Origin of the sequence: Aromatoleum toluclasticum ATCC 700605 (assembly GCF_000378245.1) — a bacterium.
Lineage (GTDB): Bacteria > Pseudomonadota > Gammaproteobacteria > Burkholderiales > Rhodocyclaceae > Aromatoleum > Aromatoleum toluclasticum.
Genome location: NZ_KB899510.1, coordinates 73,591 through 98,641 on the forward strand (window position 1 = coordinate 73,591; position 25,051 = coordinate 98,641).

Consider the following 25,051-nt stretch of genomic DNA (forward strand, 5'->3'; position numbering starts at 1 on the left):
CTTGGATCCTGAATCCCCGCTCCGTGCGAAGCGCGGCGCGGATTGCCGATCAGAGGAGTCGCCATGCCCCGTTTCACCGAACAGCAGCTCTACATCGACGGCCGCTACGTGCCGGCCACCAGCGGTGCCGGCTTCGACACCATCAACCCGGCCAACGGCGAGGTGCTGGCACGCGTGCAGCACGCAAGCCAGGCCGATGTGGAGCGCGCGGTACGCAGCGCCGTGGCGGGGCAGAAGAAATGGGCGGCGATGACCGCGATGCAGCGCTCGCGCATCCTGCGCCGGGCGGTGGCCATTCTGCGCGAGCGCAACGATGCGCTGGCCGAGATCGAGACGCTCGACACCGGCAAGCCGCTGGCCGAGACGCGCAGCGTGGACATCGCGACCGGCGCGGACGTGCTGGAATACTACGCCGGCCTCGCGCCTGCGATCGAAGGCGCGCAGATCCCGCTGCGCGAGACGAGCTTCGTCTACACCCGCCGCGAGCCGCTCGGCGTGGTGGCCGGTATCGGCGCGTGGAACTACCCCATCCAGATCGCGCTGTGGAAATCCGCGCCGGCGCTCGCCGCAGGCAACGCGATGATCTTCAAGCCGAGCGAGGTCACGCCGCTCACCGCGCTGAAGCTCGCCGAGATCTACTCCGAGGCGGGGCTCCCGGACGGCGTCTTCAACGTGCTCACCGGCAACGGCCGCCACGTCGGCCAGTGGCTGACCGAGCATCCGGACATCGCCAAGATCTCCTTCACCGGCGGCACCGCCACCGGCAAGAAGGTGATGGCCAGCGCATCGGGCTCGACGCTCAAGGAGGTGACGATGGAGCTCGGCGGCAAGTCGCCGCTCGTCGTGTGTGCCGACGCCGACCTCGACCGCGCCGCCGACATCGCGGTGATGGCCAACTTCTTCAGCTCGGGCCAGGTGTGCACCAACGGCACCCGCGTGTTCGTGCCGCGCGCGCTGCAGGCTGACTTCGAGGCGCGCGTGCTGGCACGCGTGGCGCGCATCCGCGTCGGCGATCCGATGGACGAGGGCACCAACTTCGGTCCGTTGGTGAGCTTCAACCATATGGACAAGGTGCTCGGCTACATCGAGAAGGGCCGCGCCGAGGGCGCGCGCCTGCTGTGCGGCGGCGGGCGCATCGCCACAGGCGAATACGAACGCGGTGCCTATGTCGCCCCCACGGTGTTCACCGACTGCTGCGACGACATGACCATCGTCCGCGAGGAAATCTTCGGCCCGGTGATGAGCATCCTGGTCTATGACACGGAGGAGGAAGTCATCCGCCGCGCCAACGCCACCGACTACGGGCTTGCCGCTGGCGTCGTGACCCGCGACCTGACCCGCGCGCACAGCCTCATCCATCGCCTGGAGGCCGGCATCTGCTGGATCAACACCTGGGGCGAATCGCCGGCCGAGATGCCGGTGGGCGGCTACAAGCAGTCCGGCATCGGGCGCGAGAACGGCTTGACCACGCTGGAACATTACACGCGCCTGAAATCGGTGCAGGTCGAACTGGGCGAGTTCCACTCGGTGTTCTGAGCCCTCCCGAGGACGATAACGTGAAGAAAGAATACGACTACATCATCATCGGCGCCGGTTCCGCCGGCAATGTGCTCGCCGCGCGCCTGACCGAGGACGCCGACGTCAGCGTGCTGCTGCTGGAGGCGGGTGGCCCCGACTATCGCCAGGACTTCCGCACCCAGATGCCGGCCGCGCTCGCCTACCCGCTGCAGGGCCGCCGCTACAACTGGGCCTACGAGACCGACCCCGAGCCGCACATGAACAACCGGCGCATGGAGTGCGGGCGCGGCAAGGGGCTGGGTGGCTCGTCGCTGATCAACGGCATGTGCTACATCCGCGGCAACGCGCTGGATTTCGACAACTGGGCCACGGCCAGGGGCCTGGAGGACTGGACCTACCTCGACTGCCTGCCGTACTTCCGCAAGGCCGAATCGCGCGACATCGGCGCCGACGACTACCACGGCGCCGACGGCCCGGTCAGCGTCACCACGCCGAAGCCGGGCAACAACCCGCTGTTCCATGCCATGGTGGAGGCGGGCGTGCAGGCGGGCTTCCCGCGTACCGACGACCTCAACGGCTATCAGCAGGAAGGCTTCGGTCCGATGGACCGCACCGTGACGCCGCAAGGGCGGCGTTCGAGCACCGCGCGCGGCTATCTCGACCAGGCACGCGAGCGGCCGAACCTCACGATCGTCACCCACGCGCTCACCGACCGCATCCTCTTCAGTGGCAAGCGCGCAACCGGCGTCGCCTACCTCGTGGGCGACAGCAACGAACCGTCCACGGTGCACGCCCGACGCGAGGTCCTGCTGTGCGCGGGTGCGATCGCGTCGCCGCAGATCCTGCAGCGCTCCGGGGTCGGCCCCGCGCCGCTGCTGCGCAGCCTCGACATCAAGCTCGTCCACGACCTGCCGGGCGTCGGGGCTAACCTGCAGGACCACCTCGAGATGTACTTGCAGTACGCGTGCAAGGAGCCGGTGTCGCTGTACCCGGCGCTCAAGCTGTGGAACCAGCCGGCGATCGGCGCGGAGTGGCTGTTCAAGGGCAGGGGCATCGGCGCGAGCAACCAGTTCGAGGCGGGCGGCTTCATCCGCACGCGCTCGGCCTTCGAGTGGCCGAACATCCAGTTCCACTTCCTGCCGGTGGCGATCAACTACAACGGCAGCAACGCGGTGAGTGAGCACGGCTTCCAGGCGCACGTCGGATCGATGCGCTCGCCGAGTCGCGGGCGCGTGCACGCGAAATCCCGGGACCCGCGTCAGCACCCCAGCATCCTGTTCAACTACATGAGCAGCGGGCAGGACTGGCAGGAGTTCCGCGACGCCATCCGCATCACCCGGGAGATCATCAACCAGCCGGCCTTGGACCCCTATCGCGGACGCGAACTCAGCCCCGGCGCCGAGCTGAAGAGCGACGCCGAGCTCGACGCCTTCGTGCGCGCACGCGCGGAGACCGCCTTCCACCCCTCGTGCTCGTGCAGGATGGGCGAGGACGACATGGCGGTGGTGGACGGTCAGGGCCGCGTACACGGCCTGCAAGGCCTGCGTGTGGTCGATGCCTCGATCATGCCGCTGATCATCACGGGCAACCTCAACGCCACCACCATCATGATCGGCGAGAAGATCGCCGACCGCATCCGCGGCCGCGAGCCGCTGGCGCGCAGCACGGCACGTTACTACGTGGCCGGAGAGGCGCCGGTGCGCGGGCGCCCGGAGCGTAGCGCGGTCGAGCTGCGCGCGGCTTCCTGAGTTTGCAGGCGCTTCCGGTAACCGGACCGCGGCTGGCTACGGCTCGCCCTTCCTGTGCAATCGCGGTTGGAGCGCTTTTTCACCGAAAGTGCTGCTGTACGGGGGAGGCGCGCAATTCGGCCGGAGCCGTCATCCAGATCGAGTTGGACAAGATGCAGGGATGTGGACGACTGTCGCCGCTCATCTCGCACCATGGATGCTACGAACCGAGATCCCACGCCCGCCATGCCGTTAAGATGATCGACGTCCTCCGCCCCTCTGCGTGTCCCGTTGCCGCAATTCCGTAGGGCGGGAGGAGCGCAGCGCATCCCGCCACTCAAACGTTGTCGCGCCGAAGAACACGGTTGTGGCTACGTGGGCCAGCGGTCGATTGGCTTGCTGGCCGGCAGGTGGTCGGCCGGAGCGGACCTTCAGCCGGCGGTCTGTTTCGGTCCGCAATGCATCCGGAAGTTCGTGTTCGCTAGCGCCGCCAAGATCAGCCGCTCGGACTGCTGTATGGCGTCCGACTGGCGGCGTGAGACCAAGCCGCGGCTACACCAACAGCTCGTTCTGGCGATCCGCGTTTGGCGGTGACTTCCCGCCTCAATCCTCCTGAAGCAATCCGATCAGCCTATTGCGGTATACATCAAGGAACGCTGAGTAACCCCCTGCCGGCCCCCGGAAGAGTGGGTATTTCACAGCGCTGCCCATGCTTTCGGGCTTGTCGACTTGATCCGGCTTGTAAAAGGTGCCGAATTTGTTGGCCTCCCTATGGAATTCCAAAACCGTTTCGTCGCTGACGATGTCGCGCAGGGGCTTTAGCATCTGAGTCCAGATTCCTCCCGTGCCCAGATAGGCCAAGGGATGGAATTCGCCGCCGTCAGTCGGATAGGTGAACCCGAACTGGAGGTAGCAGACTGACCCACGCTGGTCGAACCCAAGGTTTTCCATCTGCTCGATAAGTTCGGAAACCACGGGTAAATCGCTGGGGGAAACCCGTTGCAGCAACTGTCCCTTTGTCATGGGTAAGGCTGCCGCCTTCACGACCCTCGATTCCTGTACCCGCCCACCAGATGTGCCTTGGTACTCGTCAATCACTTGTGCGCTGGTCGTGACCGGAGCATTCGGACGAATATCGACCACTACGACATGTCGGGAGACTTCTCGGGTCTTGAGTACGGTGCGGGGAATCACCAGTCGCTGAGAACCATGGGTATAGAATTTTAGTTCTACCAGACCAAATTTGAAGGGTGAGCTATTACCCTGTTCGTTGAGCCAATGCGTAACCCTCTCAACTCCAACATGAATCCCATCGGAAACAATGAGCAGCAGGATTTCGCCGCGCCGCAGATGGCGCTCAAGGGCTTCATCAAAGTCGTCGGCGAGTCCAGCAGATTGGTTTTGATCACCAGCTACGCGGGAAACACAATCTCGGATGTTCTCCGCCGGGCGAAGCGAGGGGGACTGGCCGCGTTTGATTCGCGCTTCCAACTCCATGATAGGCATCTGACCGATTGCCATTCCATATTGGAGGGTCTGGGCAATGACCTCGCGGATGCCTTCCGGATTGCGGTACAGCTTGGTTTCGACGATTACCAGGTAGCCGTCATTCGTAACGAGCAGGTTGTCAACGCGCCCAAGGGAGCCGCCCACATCGAGGGGAATTTCTCGTCCCAGTGAAAATAGGCTCGTGGTGGATGGCAGGTATTCGCGTACCGGTAACACGTTGGGGCAGGCATCGATCAGTTCCTGTAGCAGGCTTTCATCGAATGAATTCCGGTCCTCACGTCTTACGGAAATTCCGAATAACGGGGTGAACTCTCGCCCTTCTGTGCCTTCCATAAAGACGACAGGCGTGCCCACACTCATGCGCTTCTCCTAGAACTATTGGGAGCCAGAATTCTAATACGAGCGAGCTGTCGCACCTTGCGAGGACGACTCCGAGCGTGTCTTTGGCAACCCGTGTCGGCCGTACGATGCATGGCGACCGAATGACAGCTTCGGCCGAGTAGGCAGCGTACTCGGGCAGTGCGAGCCCACTGCCTCTTCGTCGGCCTCAGCCGTCATTCGGTAGCAGCTGCCAGTGCAGCCACTATGCGACGGTTACCTGCCGCTCGACCGCCAAGCTGCGACGAGCGGCAGCTTCTCCACCCCGTGAACGGAAACTGACGACTGCGGATTCAACCGGTGGATGCAACACACTAGAGCCTGTGTAAGCAGGGGGAGTGTTGCATCCACCGGTTGAATCCGCAACCCAATGCCGTCATTGAGTGCCGAGGCCAGTTGTCGTTTAATGCCCAAGTCAGCGGGTGATTGAAGCGTAGCGTAGATTGATTCGTTGCATTAAATTGTTAGCTGAATTGCTTAGTCTTGATAAATTCTTTCTCATGAGCCGGATCTAGCCGCTCTCCTTCAGGTATGTAAATACTCAATGCTTCTCGTACCCTTTGCGCTGAGTAGCAATTTAGTATCCCCTGATTTGCGAGAACGTGGTCATGACCATTGTGTAAACCGATAAGCCCTTTAGATGCTTTGCTAATCAGGTCTTGGCTTGGCAAGCCGAATAACTTTGAAGTTACTCCGTACGCCGGAACGAGATACATTGCTGACTGAAGCTTTGAGGATAGAATCCTGAACTCCTTTGAAGCTTCAGCTTGCTTTTCGTCTTCTAACGTTTTCGGATTGGCATAAACATTTGCATATAAGATTAACTTGTGAGCAATCTCTGCAATGACATTTTTCATTGCCTGTACAGGCTCGATGATTAATTTAAGCAAAATTTGCCCAAAAACGAAAGTACCTGCGCCCGCCAAGATTGTTAGAAATATCTCCACATTTCATCCTTTGCAGATAACTTTGGTTTATGACGACAGTGTTTGCGCATGACATATAAATGCATGGCAAAATATTCAGCAAGTTGCTGTTTAAAATCGCAAATTACGCGCAATGCGAAGTGACACGTCAGGAAAGGCAGCAGCCGACGGCATAGTCGGGTGGTCGTATCCATGTGGTAAATAGGCGGAGAGCATACCGCTTCGCCCTGATGGCCGCTATCTGGATCGGGCGGCTTCTGGCCGATACAACCCTTTCAGCCGCCAACGTTACACCGACTGTTCGAAATCCTACCAAGCACCCAAGGCTAGGCGACAGGATTTGACTCAAGACAGTTACTCAAACAGTAGGGATGCTGCCTTGCAACGTTCGCGTTGAAACGGGCGGAGCACTCGCGAGAGACCAGGGTTGCCCGGTGTACCCGGTCCTCCGCTACTCATTGAATGACGTGGTGATGGCGACCAGTGGAATGCGAAGATGAATCGGGCTTTCCATCGATTGAACCTGCGCTCGGATATCGGCATCCGTGATCCACTCTGCCACCACTGACAACTCAAGGTATGCTTGATTAGTTGCCGGCGTGAACTCCCCAACGTTGATTCCCTGCAGAAACAGATCTCTGATGCGCGTCGGGATGTGGAACATCAAGAGTCCGCGTCCTGAACTGTGGCGCACATAGATTTCTACGGTCTGATCGTTCATGTTCGGAAACCGCCTTCGTAGTTTCGTGTAGGTGACCTACGAGTCGTTAGATGCGTCGTGAAACTCGTCATAAATCTCCTTCACCGTCTTGCCGTTGAAGGTCCAAAACGGTGAGGGTTGGAGTGCATAGTCCTCTGGAAGTCCCAGTACTTTACGGGTGGCGGCGGTGAGTGAGCAGATGACCTCCCTGTACTCAACTTTGCGTTCGCCAACGACCTTGACGGAAATCCCGGGCTGCTCTGTTGAGACAAGAACTGAACCATCGGGGATGCCCAGATGGTGAAAATTCATATGAGGACGCCGTGACTCCTTTAGGGTTTGGGCAGATTGAATGTCTGCGGTTGGGACATTAGATTCAAGGTTATGCTCAAATTGGATTGTAATGTCATCAACCTTTAGGAGCTTCAGAATAGCGATGACGCGTTCAGGCTCGATCTTAAAGAATTCACGATTTGGATTGACTCGTGAAGCGCCAAAGGCGAAGTGAAGTGCCTTCTCGACTTCGGATGCATCCTTAACTTGACAAGCGAATGCGCAGTCGAATGGAACTGGAACACCTGTGCCATAGAGCTGCTTCATTCGCTCCTGCACTTCAAGTTGCGTGGTTTTTCCAATCTTCACTAGGCTGGGCATAGCCGGGTTCGTGAGAACGTAAACGATCTGGGACTGTAGATCTGCCATGGTTTGAGTGCGAGATTAACGTTCAATGCCACTTGGACATGCAATTTTTTTAGGGGGGTCCGCGGCACCGGTGGGCAGGTAACCGGAGACGCACAAAGCATACCGCACACAGATGGTGGCTGTCCGCATACGGGGACAGCTCTTATCAACCGCTCCCGGCCGGGTGTGCATGGTCAAGAACGGCAGCTTCGGAGCCGCGGAACTTGCGGAGGCACTGAGTGCGCGAATCGCCGCTTCAGGGAAATCTGGATGGCGGCTTGGGGTCGGGTCCGGCTGAGGGGCAGATTTCGGAGCGGACGTAGCGGCCAACTTTCGGAGCTACGACCGCTGACCGACTCGTTGCAGCCATTGGCGGCGACATACCCCAACAACCGGTCTGGCCGATCACCTTCCGGCCGCCAAGCCAATCGACCGCTGGCCCACGTCGCCGCACCCGTGTTCTTCCGCGCGACAACGGCTGAGTGGCGGGATGCGCTGCGATCCTCCCGCCCTACGGGATTGCGGCAACGGGACACGCAGAGGGGCGGAGGACGTCGATCATCGTAACGGCATGGCGGGCGCCCCCCCCTTGCTTCGAACACCTGCCAGCTCTACCCGCCGTGCGACGGGCATCGGTTGCGGTGATTGTGACCGTAGGGCTGCCAGTTCGATGGATCCATTGTTGGACGAGGGCACCCGTCGCCCGGCGCTACAGCCGCTGCATGCGAGCGGGTCATGCGGCCAATACGGCCCTCGCTGCGCCTGCCGCATACACGGACCCGGTGACGCACATCAGCGAGTCGGGCGGCAGGTCGATGAGGGTGTCCCTCACGGCGTGCTGCGGGTCCTCGATGATTCGAACGGGCAGATCGGGATAGCGCTGCCTGAGCCAGTCGGCGATCGCGAGGGGGGCGAGCGAACGCTGCCGATCGGCGCGCGTCGCGACGAGCGAGGTCGCTTGTGCGGCGAGTATCGGGAGCAGGGTCGCGAGGTCTTTGCCGGATGAAATGGACACGACCATGTGCCGCTCGCGGCACCCGAGAACCTCCAGCGAGCGCATCAGGGCGCGGGCGGAGCATTCGGTGTGGGCTCCGTCGGCGACGACCCACGGGCTGCGCGCGAGGATCTCGGTGCGGCCCGGTAGTGCGACCTGTGCGAGACCGCGCCTCGCGGCGTCGGCCAGTTGCGGCAGGGGTAGCAGGTCGGCGTGCCGGATGCATGCGAGCGCCATCGCGGCGTTGCCGGCGAGATGGGGGCCCAGTACCGGCAGCGCGAGGTCGAGCGCCAGGGGGCCGCAGTCGAGGCGTAGCGCGAGGCCTTCGGCGTCGGCCCGCGTCACTTCCGCGGCGAACTCGATGCCGAGGCGATGCAAGGGCGCGGCGCAGGTCGTCGCCTGTGTTTCGACGACGGCGAAGGCTTCGCGGGGCAGGTCGCCGATCACGACCGGGACCCAGGGCTTGATGATGCCGGCCTTCTCGCCGGCAATCGCTGCGAGGGTCGTGCCCAGGCGGTCTGTGTGTTCGAGCTCGATGCTGGTGATGCAGGACACGAGCGGGGTGATGACGTTGGTGGGGTCCAGGCGTCCGCCGAGCCCGACTTCGATCAGTGCGACGTCGACCGCCTCGCTCTCGAACAGCGCGAAGGCGGTTGCGGTCGCGAAATCGAAGAAACCGGGCGGGTGCTCACTATGCAGCAGCGCGGTGAGATGGGGCCGGACGCGCTCGGCCGCGGCAACGAAACCGGCTTCGCCGATCTCGCGCCCGCCGACGCGATAGCGCTCGCTATACCTCTGCAGGTGCGGCGAGGTGTAGCTGCCGACCCGCAGGCCGGCGGCACCGAGGATCGCCTCGCACAGCAGGACCGTGCTGCCCTTGCCTTTGGATCCGGCGACGTGGATGCACCGCAGCGCCCGCTGCGGGTTGCCGATGCGGGCGAGCAACTCGCTCACCGGCTGCAGCGCGAGCGCGGCCGGCGGGCAGGGGCGGGACGCTTCGGCCGCGACGAGCGCGTCGATCAGCCGGGCCAGGTCGTCGGCATCGCGCAGCGGCCGGGCGGCCGCTTCCGCGACGCCGGCCGGGAAACTCATCCCCACGCGGCCTCCATGAGCCCCTGCGGCACGGGGAGGCCGTGCTGGCGGCAGGCCGCTTCGAGCGTGTTGAGCAGCAGGCAGGCGATCGTCATCGGGCCGACGCCGCCCGGTACCGGCGTGATGGCGCCGGCGACCTCGGCGGCGCTGTCGAAGTCCACGTCGCCAACCAGGCGGCCTTTGCCGTCCGGTGTGTCGATACGGTTGATGCCCACGTCGATGACCGTCGCGCCCGGCTTGATCCAGTCGCCGGGGACCATGCGGGGCCGGCCCACGGCGGCGATGAGGATATCGGCGCGGCGGCATTCGTCGGCGAGGTCGCGCGTCTTCGAATGCGCGATCGTTACCGTGCAGCTTTCGCGCAGGAGCAGCGCAGCCATGGGCTTGCCGACGATGTTCGAGCGCCCCAGCACGACCGCGCGCAGGCCGGCGAGATCGCCAAGCCGGTGCTTGAGCAGCATCAGGCAGCCCAGCGGCGTGCAGGGCACCATGCCGTCGCCACCGGTCGCCAGGGCACCCGCGTTGAGGGGATGGAAGCCGTCGATGTCCTTTTCCGGGCGGATCGCGTTGATGACCCGGTCGGCGTCGACCTGCGGCGGCAGGGGCAGCTGGACGAGGATGCCGTGAACGGCCGGGTCCTCGTTGAGCCGGTCGATCAGTTCCAGCACTTTTTCCTGCGGCACGCTGTAGGGCAGGCGGTACTCGAACGAGGCCATCGAGGCTTCGCGCGCCTGACGCGCCTTGTTGCGGACGTAGACCTGGCTTGCCGGATCCTCGCCGACAAGGATGACGGCGAGGCCGGGGGTGAGGAGGTGTTGTTCGCGCAGGCGTACGACCTGGCGTCCGATCTCGGTGCGCAGGCGTTCGGCGGCTTGCTTTCCGTCGATGATCTCGGCTTTCATCCGGTTCTCCCCGCTCAGCGGAACACGACGGTCTTGTTCCCCGTGAGGAACACGCGATGCTCGATGTGATACTTGACGGCGCGGGCGAGGGCGAGGCATTCGGTATCGCGGCCGACGGCGACGAGGTGTTCCGGCTGATAGGTGTGATCGACGCGCTCGACGGCCTGCTCGATGATCGGGCCTTCGTCGAGGTCCGAGGTCACGTAGTGGGCGGTCGCGCCGATCAGCTTGACCCCGCGGTCATGCGCCTGGTGATAGGGTTTGGCGCCCTTGAAGCCGGGCAGGAAGGAGTGGTGGATGTTGATCGCGCGGCCTGAGAGCTTGTGGCACAGGTCCTCGGACAGCACCTGCATGTAGCGTGCGAGCACGACCAGGTCGGAGCCGGTCTCGGCGACGAGTTCGAGCAGGCGCGCCTCCTGCGCGGCCTTGGTCTCGGGCGTCACGGGCAAGTGATGGAAGGGGATGCCGTGCCAGTCGGCGAGGCGCTTGAGGTCGGGATGGTTCGACACGATCGCCGGCACTTCCATCTTCAGTTCGCCGGTGCGGAGCCGGTAGAGCAGGTCGTCGAGGCAGTGGTCGAACTTCGACACCATCAGCAGCACCTTCGGGCGCACCAGCGTGTCGTGCATCTCCCACGTGAAGTCCTCCTCGGAGCGCGGCAGCTCCTCGCTGAAGGCCTGCTTCAGTGCGTCGAAGGACGGCGTGCGGCCGGGCTCGGTCGAGAACACCGTGCGCACGAAGAAGCGCCCGGTGAGGATTTCGTCGAACTGCTGCATTTCCATGATGTAGCAGTGGCGCTCAGCCAGGAAGGTCGAGATGCGGGCGACCGTGCCGATCACGCCCTTGCAGCTCGCCTTGAGTACGTAAATGTTCTTGCCTTCGGTCATGACCGACATCGCGCGTCTCCTGAATGTAGCGTTGTGTCCACCCCGGTCGTGCGAGGCGGCTCCTGTGTCCCTGGGTGGCCGGCAACTGTTGGCCGTCGCCCAATTTAGTCTTCCGGTCAGCACTCGCCTGTCTGGTTGCGACGAGTTCTGATCGCCCCACGACAGCCGCGCCAGTGCTGACGATGGCCGCGATCGCGGGCGGATCGGGGTGTCGCGTTTGGACATGAGCGGGTCGTTGAGACGCCTGTCAGTTCCAGGGGCTACGCCTAACCTGTGTCGCATCGGGTCCGCAGCATCCGCGCACCCGCAACGCCTCAGGAGGAGAAGACGAGATGGCGGATCAGATGGACGACGAAGATTTCGACCTGGCATCGCTGCCCGATGACGAGCTCATCGAGCAGGTGCACGACGACCTCTACAACGGCCTGCGCGACGAGATCGTGGAGGCGACCAACATCCTGCTGTCGCGTGGCTGGAGCGCGAGCCGGGTGCTCGACGAGGCGCTGGTGGAAGGCATGCGCATCGTGGGGGTGGATTTCCGCGACGGCATCCTGTTCGTGCCCGAAGTGCTGATGGCCGCGAACGCGATGAAGGGCGGCATGGAGATCATCCGTCCGCTGCTGTCCGAGACCGGCGCGGAGACGGTGGGCAAGATCGTGATCGGCACGGTGAAGGGCGACATCCACGACATCGGCAAGAACCTGGTGGCGATGATGATGGAAGGGGCGGGCTTCGAGGTGATCGACATCGGCATCAACATCCCGGTGGAGACCTACATCGAGGAGCTGGAGAAGCACAAGCCGGACATCCTGGGCATGTCGGCGCTGCTGACGACGACGATGCCGTACATGAAGGTCGTGATCGACACGCTGAAGGAGAAGGGCCTGCGCGACGACTACATCGTGCTGGTGGGCGGGGCGCCGCTGAACGAGGCCTTCGGCAAGGCGGTGGGGGCCGACGCCTACTGCCGCGACGCGGGCGTGGCGGTCGAGACCGCCAAGGCGCTGATCCAGCAGCGCCGCGCCGCCTGAGACGGGACGAAGGGGCGCGGACGTGGAACCGGTACTGATCATCGCCTGCGGCGCGCTCGCGCGCGAGCTGAAGGCCGTGATCGCCGCGAACGGCTGGCAGCACGTGCAGCTGCACTGCCTGCCGGCGGATCTCCATAACCGCCCGGACCGCATCCCCGAGGCCGTGCGCGTGCAGATCCGCGCGAGCCGCGCGCGCTTCGGTCGCATCCTCGTCGGCTACGCGGACTGCGGGACGGGCGGACTGCTCGATCGCATGCTCGAGGAGGAGGGCGTCGAGCGCCTGCCGGGCGCGCACTGCTACGAGTTCTACGCGGGCACGGCCGCCTTCAATGCGCTCGCCGACGCCGAGCCGGGCAGCTTCTACCTCACCGATTTCCTGGTGCGTCACTTTGACCGCCTCGTGATCCGGGAACTCGGCATCGAGCGTCACCCCGAACTCGCGTCGCAATATTTCGGCAACTACCGCCGGCTGGTCTACCTCGCGCAGTCGGAGGACGCGCAGTTGCTGGAGCAGGCGCGGGACGCCGCGAAGCGGCTCGGCCTCGAATTCCATTATCGGTTCACGGGCTACGGCGACCTTGAAGGGGCCGTCGTCCGCTTCCACAGACAGCCAGGGCGCGACGCCCGCAGGGAGCAGGATTCATGGCAAAGCTGATAGTTGTGCAGTGGCGTGACATCCCTGCACAGGTGATCGTCAAGAACGGCCGGGAGAGCGCGAAGGTGCAGCTTTCCGAGCGCTTCCAGGTGGCGATCGATCGCGCCGCGATGCGCGCCGGCAAGGGCAGCTCCGAGGCCTATCTCGAAGACTGGCAGCGACTGCCGCCGCGCGAGTGTGGAAGCGAGCTGCAGGCCGAAGCGGCCGCCGAGGCTGCGCGCATCGAGGCGCGTTATAGCGACGGCGACCTCGAAACCCTGGTACGGGCGAAGGGCGTGGCGGTCGCGCAGGACGCCGCGAACTAGAAAACGACATCAACAAACAGCCACGCTGCCGCGCCAACGACGGTGGCGGACGAAGGAGACATTCATGTACGCAGTACGCCGGTGGGTGGTCCGACACTCACGGGGTTTCGAGATGATCTACAACGCGTTCGAGCCGGTGATTGCGCGGCTCGATCCGTTGTGGCGCAGCGTCGGATACGCGCGCGCGGAGAGGCCGGTGGCGAAGGTCGAGCGGGCCATCAAGGGCTTCCTGTTCGACTGCAAGATGTGCGGCCAGTGCGCGCTCAGTTCGACGGGGATGTCCTGTCCGATGAACTGCCCCAAGACGCTGCGCAACGGCCCCTGCGGCGGCGTGCGCGCGAATGGGCATTGCGAGGTCAAGCCGGAGATGAAATGCGTGTGGGCCGAGGCCTGGGCCGGTAGCCAGCAAATGAAGTCCGGCAAGAAGATCCACGTCGTGCAGAAACCGGTCGACAACCGGCTGCGCGACACATCGTCCTGGTTGCGCGTCGTGCGCAAGATCGCTGAACAGCGGGCCGGGCAGGGAGAGCAGAAATGATTTTCGACGACGAACCGACTCCAGGCGAAGGACTCCCGATCCTGCCGGGCCATGTCTCGCCGGGCCGCCTGGAGCGCGTGTTGCGCGCGGGCAAGTTCGCGGTCACGACCGAGATCGATCCGCCCGATTCGGCGGATCCCGACGAAGTGTTCAAGCGCGCGGCGATCTTCGACGGCTACGTCGACGCGATCAACGCGACCGACGGCTCGGGGGCTAACTGCCACATGTCGAGCGTCGGCGTGTGTTCGCTGCTGACGCGCCGCGGCTACGCGATGGTCATGCAGATCTCGTGCCGTGACCGTAACCGCATCGCGATCCAGGGCGAGATCCTCGGCGGCGCGGCGATGGGTGTGGCCAACATCATGTGCCTGACCGGCGACGGCGTGCAGGCGGGCGACCATCCGCAGGCGAAACCGGTTTTCGACCTCGATTGCATGTCCTTGCTGGAGATCGCCCGTGGCATGCGCGACGATGCCCATTTCGAGAGCGGGCGCAAGCTCGCGGTGCCGCCGCGCGTGTTCCTCGGCGCCGCGGAAAATCCCTTCGCGCCGCCCTTCGAGTGGCGCCCGCACCGCCTCGCGAAGAAGGTCGCGGCCGGCGCGCAGTTCATCCAGACGCAGTATTGCTACGACATCCCGCGGCTCAAGGCCTTCATGTCGCAGGTGCGCGACCTGGGCCTGCTCGAGGGGCCGAACCGCGTGTACATCATGGTCGGCGTCGGTCCGCTCGCGTCGGCCAAGAGCGCGACCTGGATCCGCGAGCACGTGCCGGGCGTCCACATTCCGGATAGCGTCATCAAGCGTCTGGCCGGAGCCGAGAAGCAGAAAGCCGAAGGCCGGCAGCTGTGCATCGACCTGATCCAGGAGATCCGCGAGGTCGAAGGTGTCAGCGGTGTCCACGTGATGGCTTACCGCCAGGAGGAGGCGGTGGCGGAGATCATCCAGAGCTCGGGCGTGCTGGAGGGACGCGTGCCGTGGTATCCGGGGCGTGACGGTCACCCCGGGAAGCAGAAACGCGAGACCTGCCCAGCGCACTAGGGTCGGTGGCGGACGGGCATGGCTCGTCCGCCCGGTCCTGCCGCAACACCCTTTCTGGTGCCGCCGCTGTCCTCGTCGCGGCGCAGACGGGCTCCCGACCGCCCGTCAAACGCCCGAAGCGCCCGCCGCGGTGATCCTGCACGACTGGCTGCTGGCGGAATCGCGCGGAAACCGGGTCGAGTGAGGCAGGTTGGCGACGGATTCACCGCAGCAGGAGCCGGAATCCAGCGTGCCCCCGCCCGATGAGCCCGAGCTGATCAGGCCGGTTCGGCTTGTGCGACGCGATCAATGCGCCGGCACGGGGGGCCATACGCGATCGCGGTGAGCCGCATCTCGAAGAACACGTCGCCGTCGATCTCGTTGCTGACGCTGTTCTCGTCCTGTTCGAAGTCGATCTGCACCGAGGCTGCCCCCGCTTCCCGCGCCTGGGTCGCGGCTTCGTCGGCGGCGAGCGTGCGCGCGTATTCGACGGCTTCGCCGAGCTGCGGGAAGTCCTTCGGCCCATCGGGCGCGAAAACCCGGAAAGTCCCTCGCGTCGGCTGCGTGATCGTCAGGTGCACCCGCTGCGAGACTTCGCCCAGCACCGCGCCGACGGCATTCGCCACTTCCGCGAAGCGGGGCATGTAGAGGCCGGTGCGCAGTCCGCGCGCGACCTCAGGGTAGTAGCTGGCGGCGGGACCGCCGACGGCGACGACCGGAGCGTCCCCCGCGAACTGGACGGAGAACAACGAGGGCTTGGACGGATCCCGCCGCTGTTCCATGACCATCTCGGTGAGCAGCCGTGCGAGCTTGTCCGCCTGGGCCGCGGCGAGGCGGTTCTGTTCGTGCAGCCCCGCCTCGATGAGCTTCTGGCTGATGCCGTCGACGACCAGATCGAAGACCTCGCGCGACGGGCCTTCGGCGTCGCCGTCGGGCCACGTGCCGCAACCGTACAAGCGGCGCATCTGGCGCGCCCAGATCCGGGCGCCCAGTTCGGCCGCGCGCGTGGACCAGTGGCTCGAGACGCCGAGTACGTGGGCCGCGTCGGTGGGCGTGAAACCGCTGTAGATCACCAGCCCCTTGCGTTCGAGGCGGGCGAGCGCGCGCGCGAGCCGACGGTCCTCCGCGGTGGCGTACTCCATGTCCACGGGTTTGACCGAGACGCGTTCCCAGGCCTGCCGTTCGTCGTCGGGCAGGCGCGCCAGCAGCGCCTCGTCGTGCTGCAGGCGCAGCGCGAAGCGCAGTTGGCTGCCGTGGGGCGCCGAGCTCGCCTGACGCTCGAGGACGGGCAGCACTTCAGGATGTTCGGCGGCGAGCAGGCTGAGCGGCACGACGCGGCGCGGGCCGATCGAGATCCCTTCGCCGCCGCTGAAGCGGACTTCGCTGTCACCGCCGAGACCGATGGAGTACACACGCACCGCCTCGACCATGGGCTGCCATCCGCCGATCAACGCACCATCGAAGCTCAGTTCCGGTCGCCCGTTGCGAACGACGGCGATGTCGGTCGTCGTGCCGCCCATGTCGGCGACGATCGCGTCGCGCAATCCGCTCAGCGCACAGGCGCCGAGGACGCTGGCGGCCGGGCCCGAGAGCACGGTGCCCACGGGACGCTGCAGCGCCGATTGCGCATTGATCAGCGAGCCGTCGCCCTTGACGATCATCAGCGGGGCGTCGATGCCGCGCGCGGACAGGATGGCCTCGACCGACTCGATGAGGCGCTGGACGTGGGTGATCATGCGCGCATTGAGTGCGACCGTCGCGGCGCGACGGGGCGCGCCGAGCGAGGACGCGAGCTCGTGCCCGCAGGTCGCCGGCTTGCGCGAGAGCTCCTGCACGAGTTCGCGCACCCGCACCTCGTGGCGCGGGTTGCGCACGCTGAAGGTCGCCGAGATGGCGAAGGCCGAGACCTTGTCGCGCCAGTTCAGGATCGCCCTGCGCACGGCCTCTTCATCGAGCGGCGCGGCTTCGGCGCCGCCCGCATCGTGCCCGCCCGCGACGGTGACAATGGCCTCGGGGCCGAGCAGCTCCGCGAGCCCGCTGTTCTGCACCTGGCGCTCGTCGTAGCCGATCAGCAGCGCGCAGACGGGCGAACCTTTGCCCTCGACGACCGAGTTCGTCGTCAGCGTTGTCGACAGGGACACTAGCGAGACGTCGGAAAGGGATTCGGGCGGCAGGCTGTCGATCGCGCGAGCGATGCCGACGGTCAGGTCGTAGCGCGTCGTGAGCTGTTTGGCGGCAGCGATCACTTCACGCCGATCGTCGACGAGCACCGCGTCGGTGAAGGTGCCACCCGTATCGATACCCAGCATCAGGCCCATTCAGAATCCCCGGTCAGGTTTTGTTTTCCGCGCACTTGGCGCTCAGGTGTTCCGTCTTGCGGCTGCGTGCGTACATCGCCCGCAACAGGCCGATGAAACTCAGGCCGAGCCACAACACCTGGGTGATCACGGCAGCGAGGTTGAAGTCGTGCATCAGCGAGATCAGCAGGCAGGCGGGGCTGAGGATGTTCAGTCCGAGATAGCGAAGGTCGTCGTGCTGGAAGCGGCCGACCTGCAGGCCGGCATACGCGACCAGACAGGTGATTACACCGATGAGTCCAACGAGGTCCGAGGGGGTCATGAGGGTCTGGAGAAAGTTGATGGGGGCAGGTGCTCCGAAGGCGACATGGGCCATGGAGCTTGTCGTCTTGGTTTTACCCCGGCAGGGCGTGACCTCGACCGCGGAGTCTCCGTACAGCATCCGCAGATTTATTCATGCGCAATTTAGTCTTCTTTCCGACATTTGCATGTCTGGTTGCGACAACTTCCAGCCATGCGGCGACAGCCTTGTCGTTGCAGATAGCCGCGGTCGCACGAGGCGGATGGGGCTGCACAGGCCTGTCGCGTTTGGACACGAGGGCGTCGTTGAGACGCCTGCCAGTTGCTGGGGTCGGGCCTAACCTGTGCCGCATCGGGTGCGCCACGGATCGGCCCCCGCAACGACGTGAAGGAGATGACCGGCATGGCGGAGCAGTTCGACGACGACGAGGATTTCGACCTGGCGGGGCTGCCCGATGACGAGCTCATCGAGCAGGTGCACGACGACCTCTACAACGGCCTGCGCGACGAGATCGTGGAGGCGACCAACATCCTGCTGTCGCGCGGCTGGAGCGCGAGCCGGGTGCTCGACGAGGCACTGGTGGAAGGCATGCGCATCGTGGGGGTGGATTTCCGCGACGGCATCCTGTTCGTGCCCGAAGTGCTGATGGCCGCGAACGCGATGAAGGGCGGCATGGAGATCATCCGTCCGCTGCTCTCCGAGACCGGCGCGGAGACGGTGGGCAAGATCGTGATCGGCACGGTGAAGGGCGACATCCACGACATCGGCAAGAACCTGGTGGCGATGATGATGGAAGGGGCGGGCTTCGAGGTGATCGACATCGGCATCAACATCCCGGTGGAGACCTACATCGAGGAGCTGGAGAAGCACAAGCCGGACATCCTGGGGATGTCGGCGCTGCTGACGACGACGATGCCGTACATGAAGGTCGTGATCGACACGCTGAAGGAAAAGGGCCTGCGCGACGACTACATCGTGCTGGTGGGCGGGGCGCCGCTGAACGAGGCCTTCGGCAAGGCGGTGGGGGCCGACGCCTACTGCCGGGACGCGGGCGTGGCGGTCGAGACCGCCAAGGCGCTCATCCAGCAGCGCCGCGCCGCCTGACGCCGCCTGCGCAACGACAAGAACCACATTCGCGCGGTGCCGCCGACCGGCGCCCGCAATCCACAAAGGATGGAAACATGACCGACACCATAATCAGTTCGCACAAGAAGGAAGTCGTGCTCGGCTTCGAGCGCCCCTTCGTCGTGATCGGCGAGCGCATCAACCCGACCGGCCGCAAGCTGCTGGCTGCCGAGATGGCAGCCGGCGATTTCTCCCGCGTGATCTCCGACGTCCAGGCGCAGCTCGAGGCCGGCGCGCACATGCTCGACGTCAATGCCGGCATTCCGCTCGCCGACGAGCCCGCCATCCTCGCCGAGACAATCAAGCTCGTGCAGTCGCTGACCGACGTGCCGCTGTCGATCGACTCGTCCATCGTCGCGGCGCTCGAAGCCGGGCTTTCGGTGTACAAGGGCAAGGCGCTCGTGAACTCGGTGACGGGCGAGGAAGACCGACTTGAAGCGGTCTTGCCGCTGGTGAAGAAGTACGGCGCCGCGGTGGTCGCGATCAGCAACGACGAGACCGGCATTTCGCAGGACCCCAACGTGCGCTTCGAGATCGCGCGCAAGATCGTCAATCGCGCGGCCGACTACGGCATCCCGGCCTGCGACGTCGTCGTCGATCCGCTGGTGATGCCGATCGGCGCCGTTTCGACCTCGGGCCGCCAGGTGTTCGAGCTGTGCCATCGGCTGCAGAAGGAGCTGAAGGTGAACACCACCTGCGGCGCCTCGAACGTCAGCTTCGGCCTGCCCAACCGCAACGGCGTCAATGCCGCCTTCATGGCCATGGCGATTTCGTCGGGCATGACCTCGGCGATCACCAACCCGCTGCACGCCGAGATCATGACCGCGATCATGGGGGCGGACGTGCTGATGGGCCATGACCAGGACTGCATGCGCTGGATCCGCAAGTTCCGCGAGGTGCCGCCGGCAGGCGCGGATGGTGCCGAGGCACGCGGCCGTCGCGAAACCCGTCGTCGGCGCGTCGAGGCCTGAGCCCATCCGGGCCGCGCGGGCAAGCCCCGACTACAGGGGCAGCGCTGCGCCGGACCCGGCAGGCTGAAAACTCCCAACCCCCTGCAGGAGAGCACCGTGACCCAGGACGCCCTCGTCGTCTTCACCCCATCCGGACGGCGTGGCCGGTTTCCGGTCGGCACGCCGGTGCTGCAGGCTGCGCGTGCGCTCGGCGTCGACATCGACTCGGTATGCGGCGGGCGGGGAATCTGCGGTCGCTGCCAGGTCGTTTTGACCGAAGGCGAGTTCGCCAAGCACGGCGTGAACTCCTGTGCGAGCAACCTCAGCGAGCGCAGCGAGAACGAGCAGGCTTGGGAGAAGACCCACGGCGCGATGAACCCCGGCCGTCGCCTGAGCTGCTCGACGACCGTGCTCGGCGATGTCGTGATCGACGTGCCCGCCGACAGCCAGGTGCACCGGCAGATCGTGCGCAAGCGCGCCGAGGTGCGCGACATCGAGCTGGATCCCGCGGTGCGGCTGTACTACGTCGAAGTGCAGCAGCCGGACATGCATGTGCCGTCGTCCGACCTGCGCCGCCTGAAGGAGGCGCTGGACTTCGACTGGCGGCTCACGAACCTGCAGGCCGACATCCGTGTCGTGCAGGAGCTGCAGTCCGCCTTGCGTCAGGGTGGATGGAAGGTCACCGTCGCGGTGGTCGATTCCGAACGCATCATCGCGGTGTGGCCGGGCCTGCGCGAGAAGGTCTACGGCATGGCGGTGGACGTCGGTTCGACGACGATCGCCGCGCACCTGTGCGACCTGCAGACGGGCGCGGTCGTCGCTTCCGCGGGCAAGATGAACCCCCAGATCCGCTTCGGCGAGGACCTGATGAGCCGGGTCTCGTACGTGATGATGAAACCCGGCGGGGACGGCGAGATGACGCGCGAGGTGCGCGCCGCGCTCAACGGTCTGGCTGCCGAGCTCGCGGCGGAGGCGGGCATCCGCGTCGCCGACATCCTCGAAGCGACTTTCGTCGGCAACCCGATCATGCACCACCTGTTGTTCGGGATTAACCCGGTCGAACTCGGTGGCGCCCCGTTCGCACTGGCCACCGACGAGGCCGTGACCGGGCTGTGGGCGACCGAGATCGATCTCCACATCCACCCCAACGCGCGTATCTACGCGCTGCCCTGTATCGCGGGCCATGTCGGCGCGGACACGGCAGGGGCGATCCTGTCCGAGACCCCCTATCTCACCGACGCGATGACGCTGATCGTCGATATCGGCACCAACGCCGAGATCGTCCTCGGTAACCGCACCCGGCTGCTCGCGGCATCCAGCCCCACCGGGCCCGCCTTCGAAGGCGCGCAGATCAGCTGTGGCCAGCGGGCGGCCCCGGGCGCCATCGAGCGCGTGCGCATCGATCCGGTGACGCTGGAGCCGCGTTTCAGGGTGATCGGCAGCGAGCTGTGGTCGGACGAAGCGGGCTTCGCTGACGCGACGGCCGCGACCGGCATCACGGGGATCTGTGGCTCGGGGATCGTCGAGGTCATCGCCGAAATGTACCTCGCTGGCATCATCGACCAGGACGGCGTGATCGACGGAGCGCTTGCGGCGCGCAACCCGCGCATCAAGCCCAACGGGCGCACTTTCTCGTACTCGCTGTTCGAGAGCGAGGCGCGCACGCTGCAGATCACGCAGAACGACGTGCGCGCGATCCAGCTCGCGAAGGCCGCGCTGTATGCCGGCGTGCGCCTGCTGATGGACAAGCTCGGCGTCGCACACGTCGAGCGGATCAGCCTCGCCGGCGCCTTCGGCAGCCACATCGACGTCAAGTACGCGATGATCCTGGGCCTGATCCCCGACTGCCCCCTCGATCACGTCGCGGCAGTCGGCAACTCGGCCGGGACGGGCGCACGCATCGCGCTCCTCAACCGCGGCCGGCGCGAGGAGATCGAGACCGTCGTGCGCCGCGTGGACAAGATCGAGACCGCGGTCGAACCGAGCTTCCAGCAATACTTCGTCGACGCGATGGCGATTCCGCACAAGTCCGATCCCTTCCCGAACCTGCGCGCGGTCGTGCAGTTGCCGGAGAACAAGGCCCGCGAGCGGGAAGGCGCAGCGGGACGGCCGCGGCGCGGACGGCGGGAGCGCACGCTTTCCGATGAGGACCGGACATGAGCGAGAAACTTGAAGACGTGCAGAACGCCGAGGACGAGCGCCGCATCGCGATCGACAAGGTCGGCATCAAGGGCATCCGCCACCCGGTGCGCGTGCGCGACAAGAGCGAGGGCGTGCAGCATACGGTCGCCGAGTTCAGCATGTTCGTCGGCCTGCCGCAGCATTTCAAGGGCACGCACATGTCGCGCTTCATCGAGATCCTGAACGGCAATGAGCGGGAGATCTCGGTCGAGTCGATCGGGCCGATGCTGCGCGAGATGGTCGCGCGACTGGAAGCGGAGACGGGCGTCATCGAGCTGCGCTTTCCGTACTTCATCAACAAGGCGGCACCGGTCTCCGGCGTGCGGAGTCTGATGGACTACGAGGTCAGTTTCATCGCGGAACTGCGCGAAGGCGGGGAATACGTCTTCACGATGAAGGTCGTGGTGCCGGTGACGAGCCTGTGCCCGTGCTCGAAGAAGATATCCGAGCACGGTGCGCACAACCAGCGCTCGCACGTCACCGTGACCGCGCAGACGCGCGGCTTCGTGTGGATCGAGGAAATCGTCCAGCTTGTCGAAAGCCAGGCATCGTGCGAACTTTACGGCCTGCTCAAGCGTACGGATGAAAAGTTCGTGACCGAACGTGCCTACGAGAATCCCAAATTCGTCGAAGACATGGTGCGCGACGTCGCGGGCCTGCTCAATGCCGAAAAGCGCATCGAGCGCTACGTCGTCGAGTCTGAGAACTTCGAGTCCATTCACAATCATTCGGCCTACGCGCTGATCGAGCGCGACAAGCGGATCGCCCCATAAGCGTATGGATAGTTCACGGTTTGAAATCTTGATCGGCGAGGCGCTTTCGGCCCACGGGCTCATCGCGCGCGGCGGCTTCAATTTCGGACCCGAAGAGAACGCGCCGCAGGGGCCCTCCGGGATTCCGGCGCGAGCGGTCGTGGTGGTCGGACAAGCCGGCGCTTCCGCTTGGCCGCATTTCCTGGCGTGGCGCGAACGCCAGCCGGCGGGCCTGCGCGAGCCGCTCGATACCTGGGCGCGCGAGGTGATCGGCGCCGTGGCCGCGCAGGTCGGGGCGCGGGAGGTTTCGCCGTCGGACCGGCCTTTCGTGCCGTTCCAGCAATGGGCGATGCGCGCAGAGGGGTTGCGCGCGTCACCGCTCGGCCTCCTCATGCATCCACGCTACGGCCTGTGGCACGCCTACCGCGGTGCGTTGCTGTTCGATACGGAAATCGATTTTGCGGCCAGCGAGGCGTCGGTGCATCTGTGCGACGCCTGTGTCGAAAAGCCGTGCCTGAAGTCCTGTCCGGTCAACGCCTATTCGGGCACCGCCTTCGACTACGCCGGGTGCCGGTCCCACCTGCACTCGGGCGCCGGCGAGCAGTGCATGAGCGCCGGCTGTCTCGACCGGCGTGCCTGCCCCCATGGAGCGGCCTATCGCTATCCGCCCGAGATGCAGGTGTTCCACATGAAGGCGTTCGTCGCCTGATGCGGGCGTAGCGCAGCGTAATCCCGCCAGTTCCTCGGCCGTGCAGGTTCCTCGGTCGCTGGCGGGATGCGCCTTCGGCTCCTCCCGCCCTACGATCCCGTGGTTCACGCCCTGCTTCTTCCGTAGGGCGGGAGTAGCGCAGCGTATCCCGCCGATCCACCGGCCGAAGGTATTCCAGTGCTGCATGACGGGATACGCCTTCGGTTGCTCCCGCAGCGCTTTTCATGCGTGTCGCAATTTCACATACCGTCGTGGGCAATGGTCCGAATTGAGCACGTGCGTGACGGATACAGGCAAAGGTACTCCGGACAGAGTTCCTAACATCTCCTCCCATGAAGCCGCCATCCGCTGCGGCTGCCTCCGGAAACGGCGGCTCAACATCCAAGGAGACAGGACCCATGTTTGCCATGACCGACCGCATTGCCGATTTTGACGACGAACTGAAGGCGGCGATGGACGCCGAGTTCGAGCGCCAGGAATCGCACATCGAGCTGATCGCCTCCGAGAACTACACCAGCCCGCGGGTGCTCGAGGCGCAGGGCAGCGTGCTCACCAACAAGTACGCCGAGGGCTACCCCGCCAAGCGCTACTACGGCGGCTGCGAGCACGTCGATGTGGTCGAGCAGCTGGCGATCGACCGCGCCAAGCGCCTCTTCGGCGCGGACTACGCGAATGTGCAGCCGCACTCGGGCTCGCAGGCCAACGCGGCGGTGTACATGGCGCTCCTGGAGCCGCACGACACGGTGCTGGGCATGAGCCTCGCGCATGGCGGTCACCTCACGCACGGCGCGAAGGTGAACTTCTCCGGCAAGCTCTACAACGCGGTGCAGTACGGTCTGAACGAGGCCACCGGCGAGATCGACTACGACCAGGTCGAAGCGCTGGCGCGCGAGCACAAGCCCAAGATGATCGTCGCCGGCTTCTCCGCGTACTCGCGCGTGGTCGACTGGAAGCGCTTCCGCGAGATCGCCGATGCGGTCGGCGCCAAGCTCTTCGTCGACATGGCCCACGTCGCGGGGCTGGTCGCCGCGGGTCTCTATCCCAACCCCATCCCCTTCGCCGACGTCGTCACGACGACCACGCACAAGACCCTGCGCGGCCCGCGCGGCGGCCTGATCCTGGCGCGCGCCAACGCGGAGCTCGAGAAGAAGCTCAACGCGGTGGTGTTCCCCGGCATCCAGGGCGGCCCGCTGATGCACGTGATCGCCGCCAAGGCCGTGGCACTGAAGGAAGCGCTGCAGCCCGAGTTCCGCGCCTACCAGCAGCAGGTGCTGAAGAACGCCCGCACGATGGCGGGCGTGTTCATGGAGCGCGGCTACAAGATCGTCTCCGGCGGCACGGACGATCACCTCTTCCTCGTCGATCTGGTCGCCAAGGGCCTCACCGGCAAGCAGGCCGATGCGGCACTCGGTGCGGCCCACATCACGGTGAACAAGAACGCCGTGCCCAACGACCCGCAATCGCCCTTCGTCACCAGCGGCATCCGCATCGGCACGCCCGCGATCACCACGCGTGGCCTGAAGGAAGCCGAGGCCAAGGAACTCACCCACTGGATCTGCGACGTGCTCGATCACATCGATGACCAGTCCGTGATCGCCGCGGTGCGCGAGAAGGTCTCGGCCCTGTGCGCGCGCTTCCCGGTCTATCCGGCCAGCCGCTGATCGGCCCGCGGAGCGACACGTCATGGCGATCAGCGTATTCGAGATGTTCAAGGTCGGCGTCGGCCCGTCCAGTTCCCATACCGTGGGTCCCATGCGTGCGGCGCTCACCTTCGCCTCCGGACTCAAGGACGACGGGCTCTTGCCGCGCGTGTGCCGTATCCGGGCCGAGCTGTACGGCTCGCTCGGTGCCACCGGCAAGGGCCACGGCAGCGACAA

Annotated in this window: 23 protein-coding genes; 14 read left to right on the forward strand and 9 right to left on the reverse strand. The window is 65.1% G+C overall.

The features are described from left to right. The first annotated feature begins 63 nt into the window (after positions 1–63). The gene (betB, locus tag F464_RS0124125) at positions 64–1,536 is read left to right on the forward strand and encodes a betaine-aldehyde dehydrogenase (protein WP_018992427.1); all 1,473 of its coding nucleotides are present in this window, start codon (positions 64–66) and stop codon (positions 1,534–1,536) included. A 20-nt stretch (positions 1,537–1,556) separates the two neighbouring features. After that, the gene (gene betA / locus F464_RS0124130) at positions 1,557–3,266 is read left to right on the forward strand and encodes a choline dehydrogenase (protein ID WP_018992428.1); all 1,710 of its coding nucleotides are present in this window, start codon (positions 1,557–1,559) and stop codon (positions 3,264–3,266) included. 582 nt (positions 3,267–3,848) lie between these two features. Here betA and F464_RS31165 read toward each other — a convergent pair. The 7 genes from F464_RS31165 to purU form a co-directional block, all read right to left on the reverse strand. Beyond that, positions 3,849–5,114 carry a hypothetical protein gene (locus F464_RS31165; protein WP_157354122.1) on the reverse strand — a complete coding sequence of 422 codons (1,266 nt, stop codon included), beginning with the start codon at positions 5,112–5,114 and terminating at the stop codon, positions 3,849–3,851. 482 nt (positions 5,115–5,596) lie between these two features. Further along, positions 5,597–6,079, reverse strand: coding sequence for a hypothetical protein (locus F464_RS31170; RefSeq protein WP_157354125.1), 483 nt, complete (start codon positions 6,077–6,079; stop codon positions 5,597–5,599). Positions 6,080–6,509: 430 nt separating this feature from the next. After that, complete coding sequence (locus F464_RS0124145) at positions 6,510–6,779, reverse strand: hypothetical protein (protein WP_018992432.1); 270 nt, start codon at positions 6,777–6,779, stop codon at positions 6,510–6,512. Between the two features lie 36 nt (positions 6,780–6,815). Then, positions 6,816–7,460 (reverse strand): GIY-YIG nuclease family protein, encoded by a 645-nt coding sequence (locus tag F464_RS0124150; RefSeq protein ID WP_026296281.1) that lies wholly within the window; start codon positions 7,458–7,460, stop codon positions 6,816–6,818. 712 nt (positions 7,461–8,172) lie between these two features. After that, complete coding sequence (locus F464_RS30085; protein WP_018992434.1) at positions 8,173–9,525, reverse strand: bifunctional folylpolyglutamate synthase/dihydrofolate synthase; 1,353 nt, start codon at positions 9,523–9,525, stop codon at positions 8,173–8,175. Next, positions 9,522–10,427, reverse strand: coding sequence for a bifunctional methylenetetrahydrofolate dehydrogenase/methenyltetrahydrofolate cyclohydrolase FolD (gene folD / locus F464_RS0124160; protein ID WP_018992435.1), 906 nt, complete (start codon positions 10,425–10,427; stop codon positions 9,522–9,524). The genes F464_RS30085 and folD overlap by 4 nt, the downstream gene beginning before the upstream one ends. 14 nt (positions 10,428–10,441) lie before the next feature. After that, a complete protein-coding gene (purU, locus tag F464_RS0124165; RefSeq protein ID WP_018992436.1) occupies positions 10,442–11,323 on the reverse strand; it encodes a formyltetrahydrofolate deformylase in 882 nt (293 codons plus the stop codon). 323 nt (positions 11,324–11,646) lie between these two features. Between purU and F464_RS0124170 the strand changes: the two genes are divergently transcribed. The 5 genes from F464_RS0124170 to F464_RS29465 all read left to right on the forward strand — a co-directional run bounded on the left by F464_RS0124170 (position 11,647) and on the right by F464_RS29465 (position 14,880). After that, positions 11,647–12,345 carry a corrinoid protein gene (locus F464_RS0124170; protein ID WP_018992437.1) on the forward strand — a complete coding sequence of 233 codons (699 nt, stop codon included), beginning with the start codon at positions 11,647–11,649 and terminating at the stop codon, positions 12,343–12,345. A gap of 22 nt (positions 12,346–12,367) precedes the next feature. Continuing rightward, entirely contained in the window at positions 12,368–13,000 is a 633-nt protein-coding gene (locus tag F464_RS29460) for a DUF1638 domain-containing protein (RefSeq protein WP_018992438.1), read from the forward strand. Then, positions 12,988–13,305 carry a virulence factor gene (locus F464_RS0124180; protein WP_018992439.1) on the forward strand — a complete coding sequence of 106 codons (318 nt, stop codon included), beginning with the start codon at positions 12,988–12,990 and terminating at the stop codon, positions 13,303–13,305. Before F464_RS29460 ends, F464_RS0124180 begins: the two co-directional genes overlap by 13 nt. Before the next feature lie 64 nt (positions 13,306–13,369). Then, positions 13,370–13,843 carry a methylenetetrahydrofolate reductase C-terminal domain-containing protein gene (locus tag F464_RS0124185; RefSeq protein ID WP_018992440.1) on the forward strand — a complete coding sequence of 158 codons (474 nt, stop codon included), beginning with the start codon at positions 13,370–13,372 and terminating at the stop codon, positions 13,841–13,843. Further along, positions 13,840–14,880 carry a methylenetetrahydrofolate reductase gene (locus F464_RS29465; protein ID WP_018992441.1) on the forward strand — a complete coding sequence of 347 codons (1,041 nt, stop codon included), beginning with the start codon at positions 13,840–13,842 and terminating at the stop codon, positions 14,878–14,880. Before F464_RS0124185 ends, F464_RS29465 begins: the two co-directional genes overlap by 4 nt. A gap of 257 nt (positions 14,881–15,137) precedes the next feature. Here the strand turns inward: F464_RS29465 and F464_RS0124195 are convergent, their stop codons facing one another. Then, positions 15,138–17,177 (reverse strand): hydantoinase/oxoprolinase N-terminal domain-containing protein, encoded by a 2,040-nt coding sequence (locus F464_RS0124195; protein ID WP_018992442.1) that lies wholly within the window; start codon positions 17,175–17,177, stop codon positions 15,138–15,140. Between the two features lie 13 nt (positions 17,178–17,190). Further along, positions 17,191–17,478 carry a CBU_0592 family membrane protein gene (locus tag F464_RS30090; protein WP_018992443.1) on the reverse strand — a complete coding sequence of 96 codons (288 nt, stop codon included), beginning with the start codon at positions 17,476–17,478 and terminating at the stop codon, positions 17,191–17,193. Between the two features lie 381 nt (positions 17,479–17,859). Between F464_RS30090 and F464_RS0124210 the strand changes: the two genes are divergently transcribed. The 7 genes from F464_RS0124210 to F464_RS0124240 all read left to right on the forward strand — a co-directional run. After that, positions 17,860–18,561, forward strand: coding sequence for a corrinoid protein (locus tag F464_RS0124210; protein WP_018992445.1), 702 nt, complete (start codon positions 17,860–17,862; stop codon positions 18,559–18,561). Between the two features lie 77 nt (positions 18,562–18,638). Beyond that, complete coding sequence (locus F464_RS0124215; protein WP_018992446.1) at positions 18,639–19,553, forward strand: methyltetrahydrofolate--corrinoid methyltransferase; 915 nt, start codon at positions 18,639–18,641, stop codon at positions 19,551–19,553. 96 nt (positions 19,554–19,649) lie between these two features. Then, a complete protein-coding gene (locus tag F464_RS0124220; RefSeq protein ID WP_018992447.1) occupies positions 19,650–21,692 on the forward strand; it encodes an ASKHA domain-containing protein in 2,043 nt (680 codons plus the stop codon). Then, a complete protein-coding gene (gene folE2, locus F464_RS0124225) occupies positions 21,689–22,486 on the forward strand; it encodes a GTP cyclohydrolase FolE2 (RefSeq protein ID WP_018992448.1) in 798 nt (265 codons plus the stop codon). The genes F464_RS0124220 and folE2 overlap by 4 nt, the downstream gene beginning before the upstream one ends. Before the next feature lie 28 nt (positions 22,487–22,514). Continuing rightward, entirely contained in the window at positions 22,515–23,174 is a 660-nt protein-coding gene (locus F464_RS0124230; RefSeq protein WP_018992449.1) for a hypothetical protein, read from the forward strand. A gap of 398 nt (positions 23,175–23,572) precedes the next feature. Beyond that, positions 23,573–24,835: a serine hydroxymethyltransferase gene (gene glyA, locus F464_RS0124235; protein WP_018992450.1), complete on the forward strand. Its 1,263-nt coding sequence runs from the start codon at positions 23,573–23,575 to the stop codon at positions 24,833–24,835. Positions 24,836–24,857: 22 nt separating this feature from the next. Next, positions 24,858–25,051 (forward strand): serine dehydratase beta chain (locus tag F464_RS0124240; protein WP_026296285.1); only part of this gene is annotated, 194 nt, incomplete at its 3' end.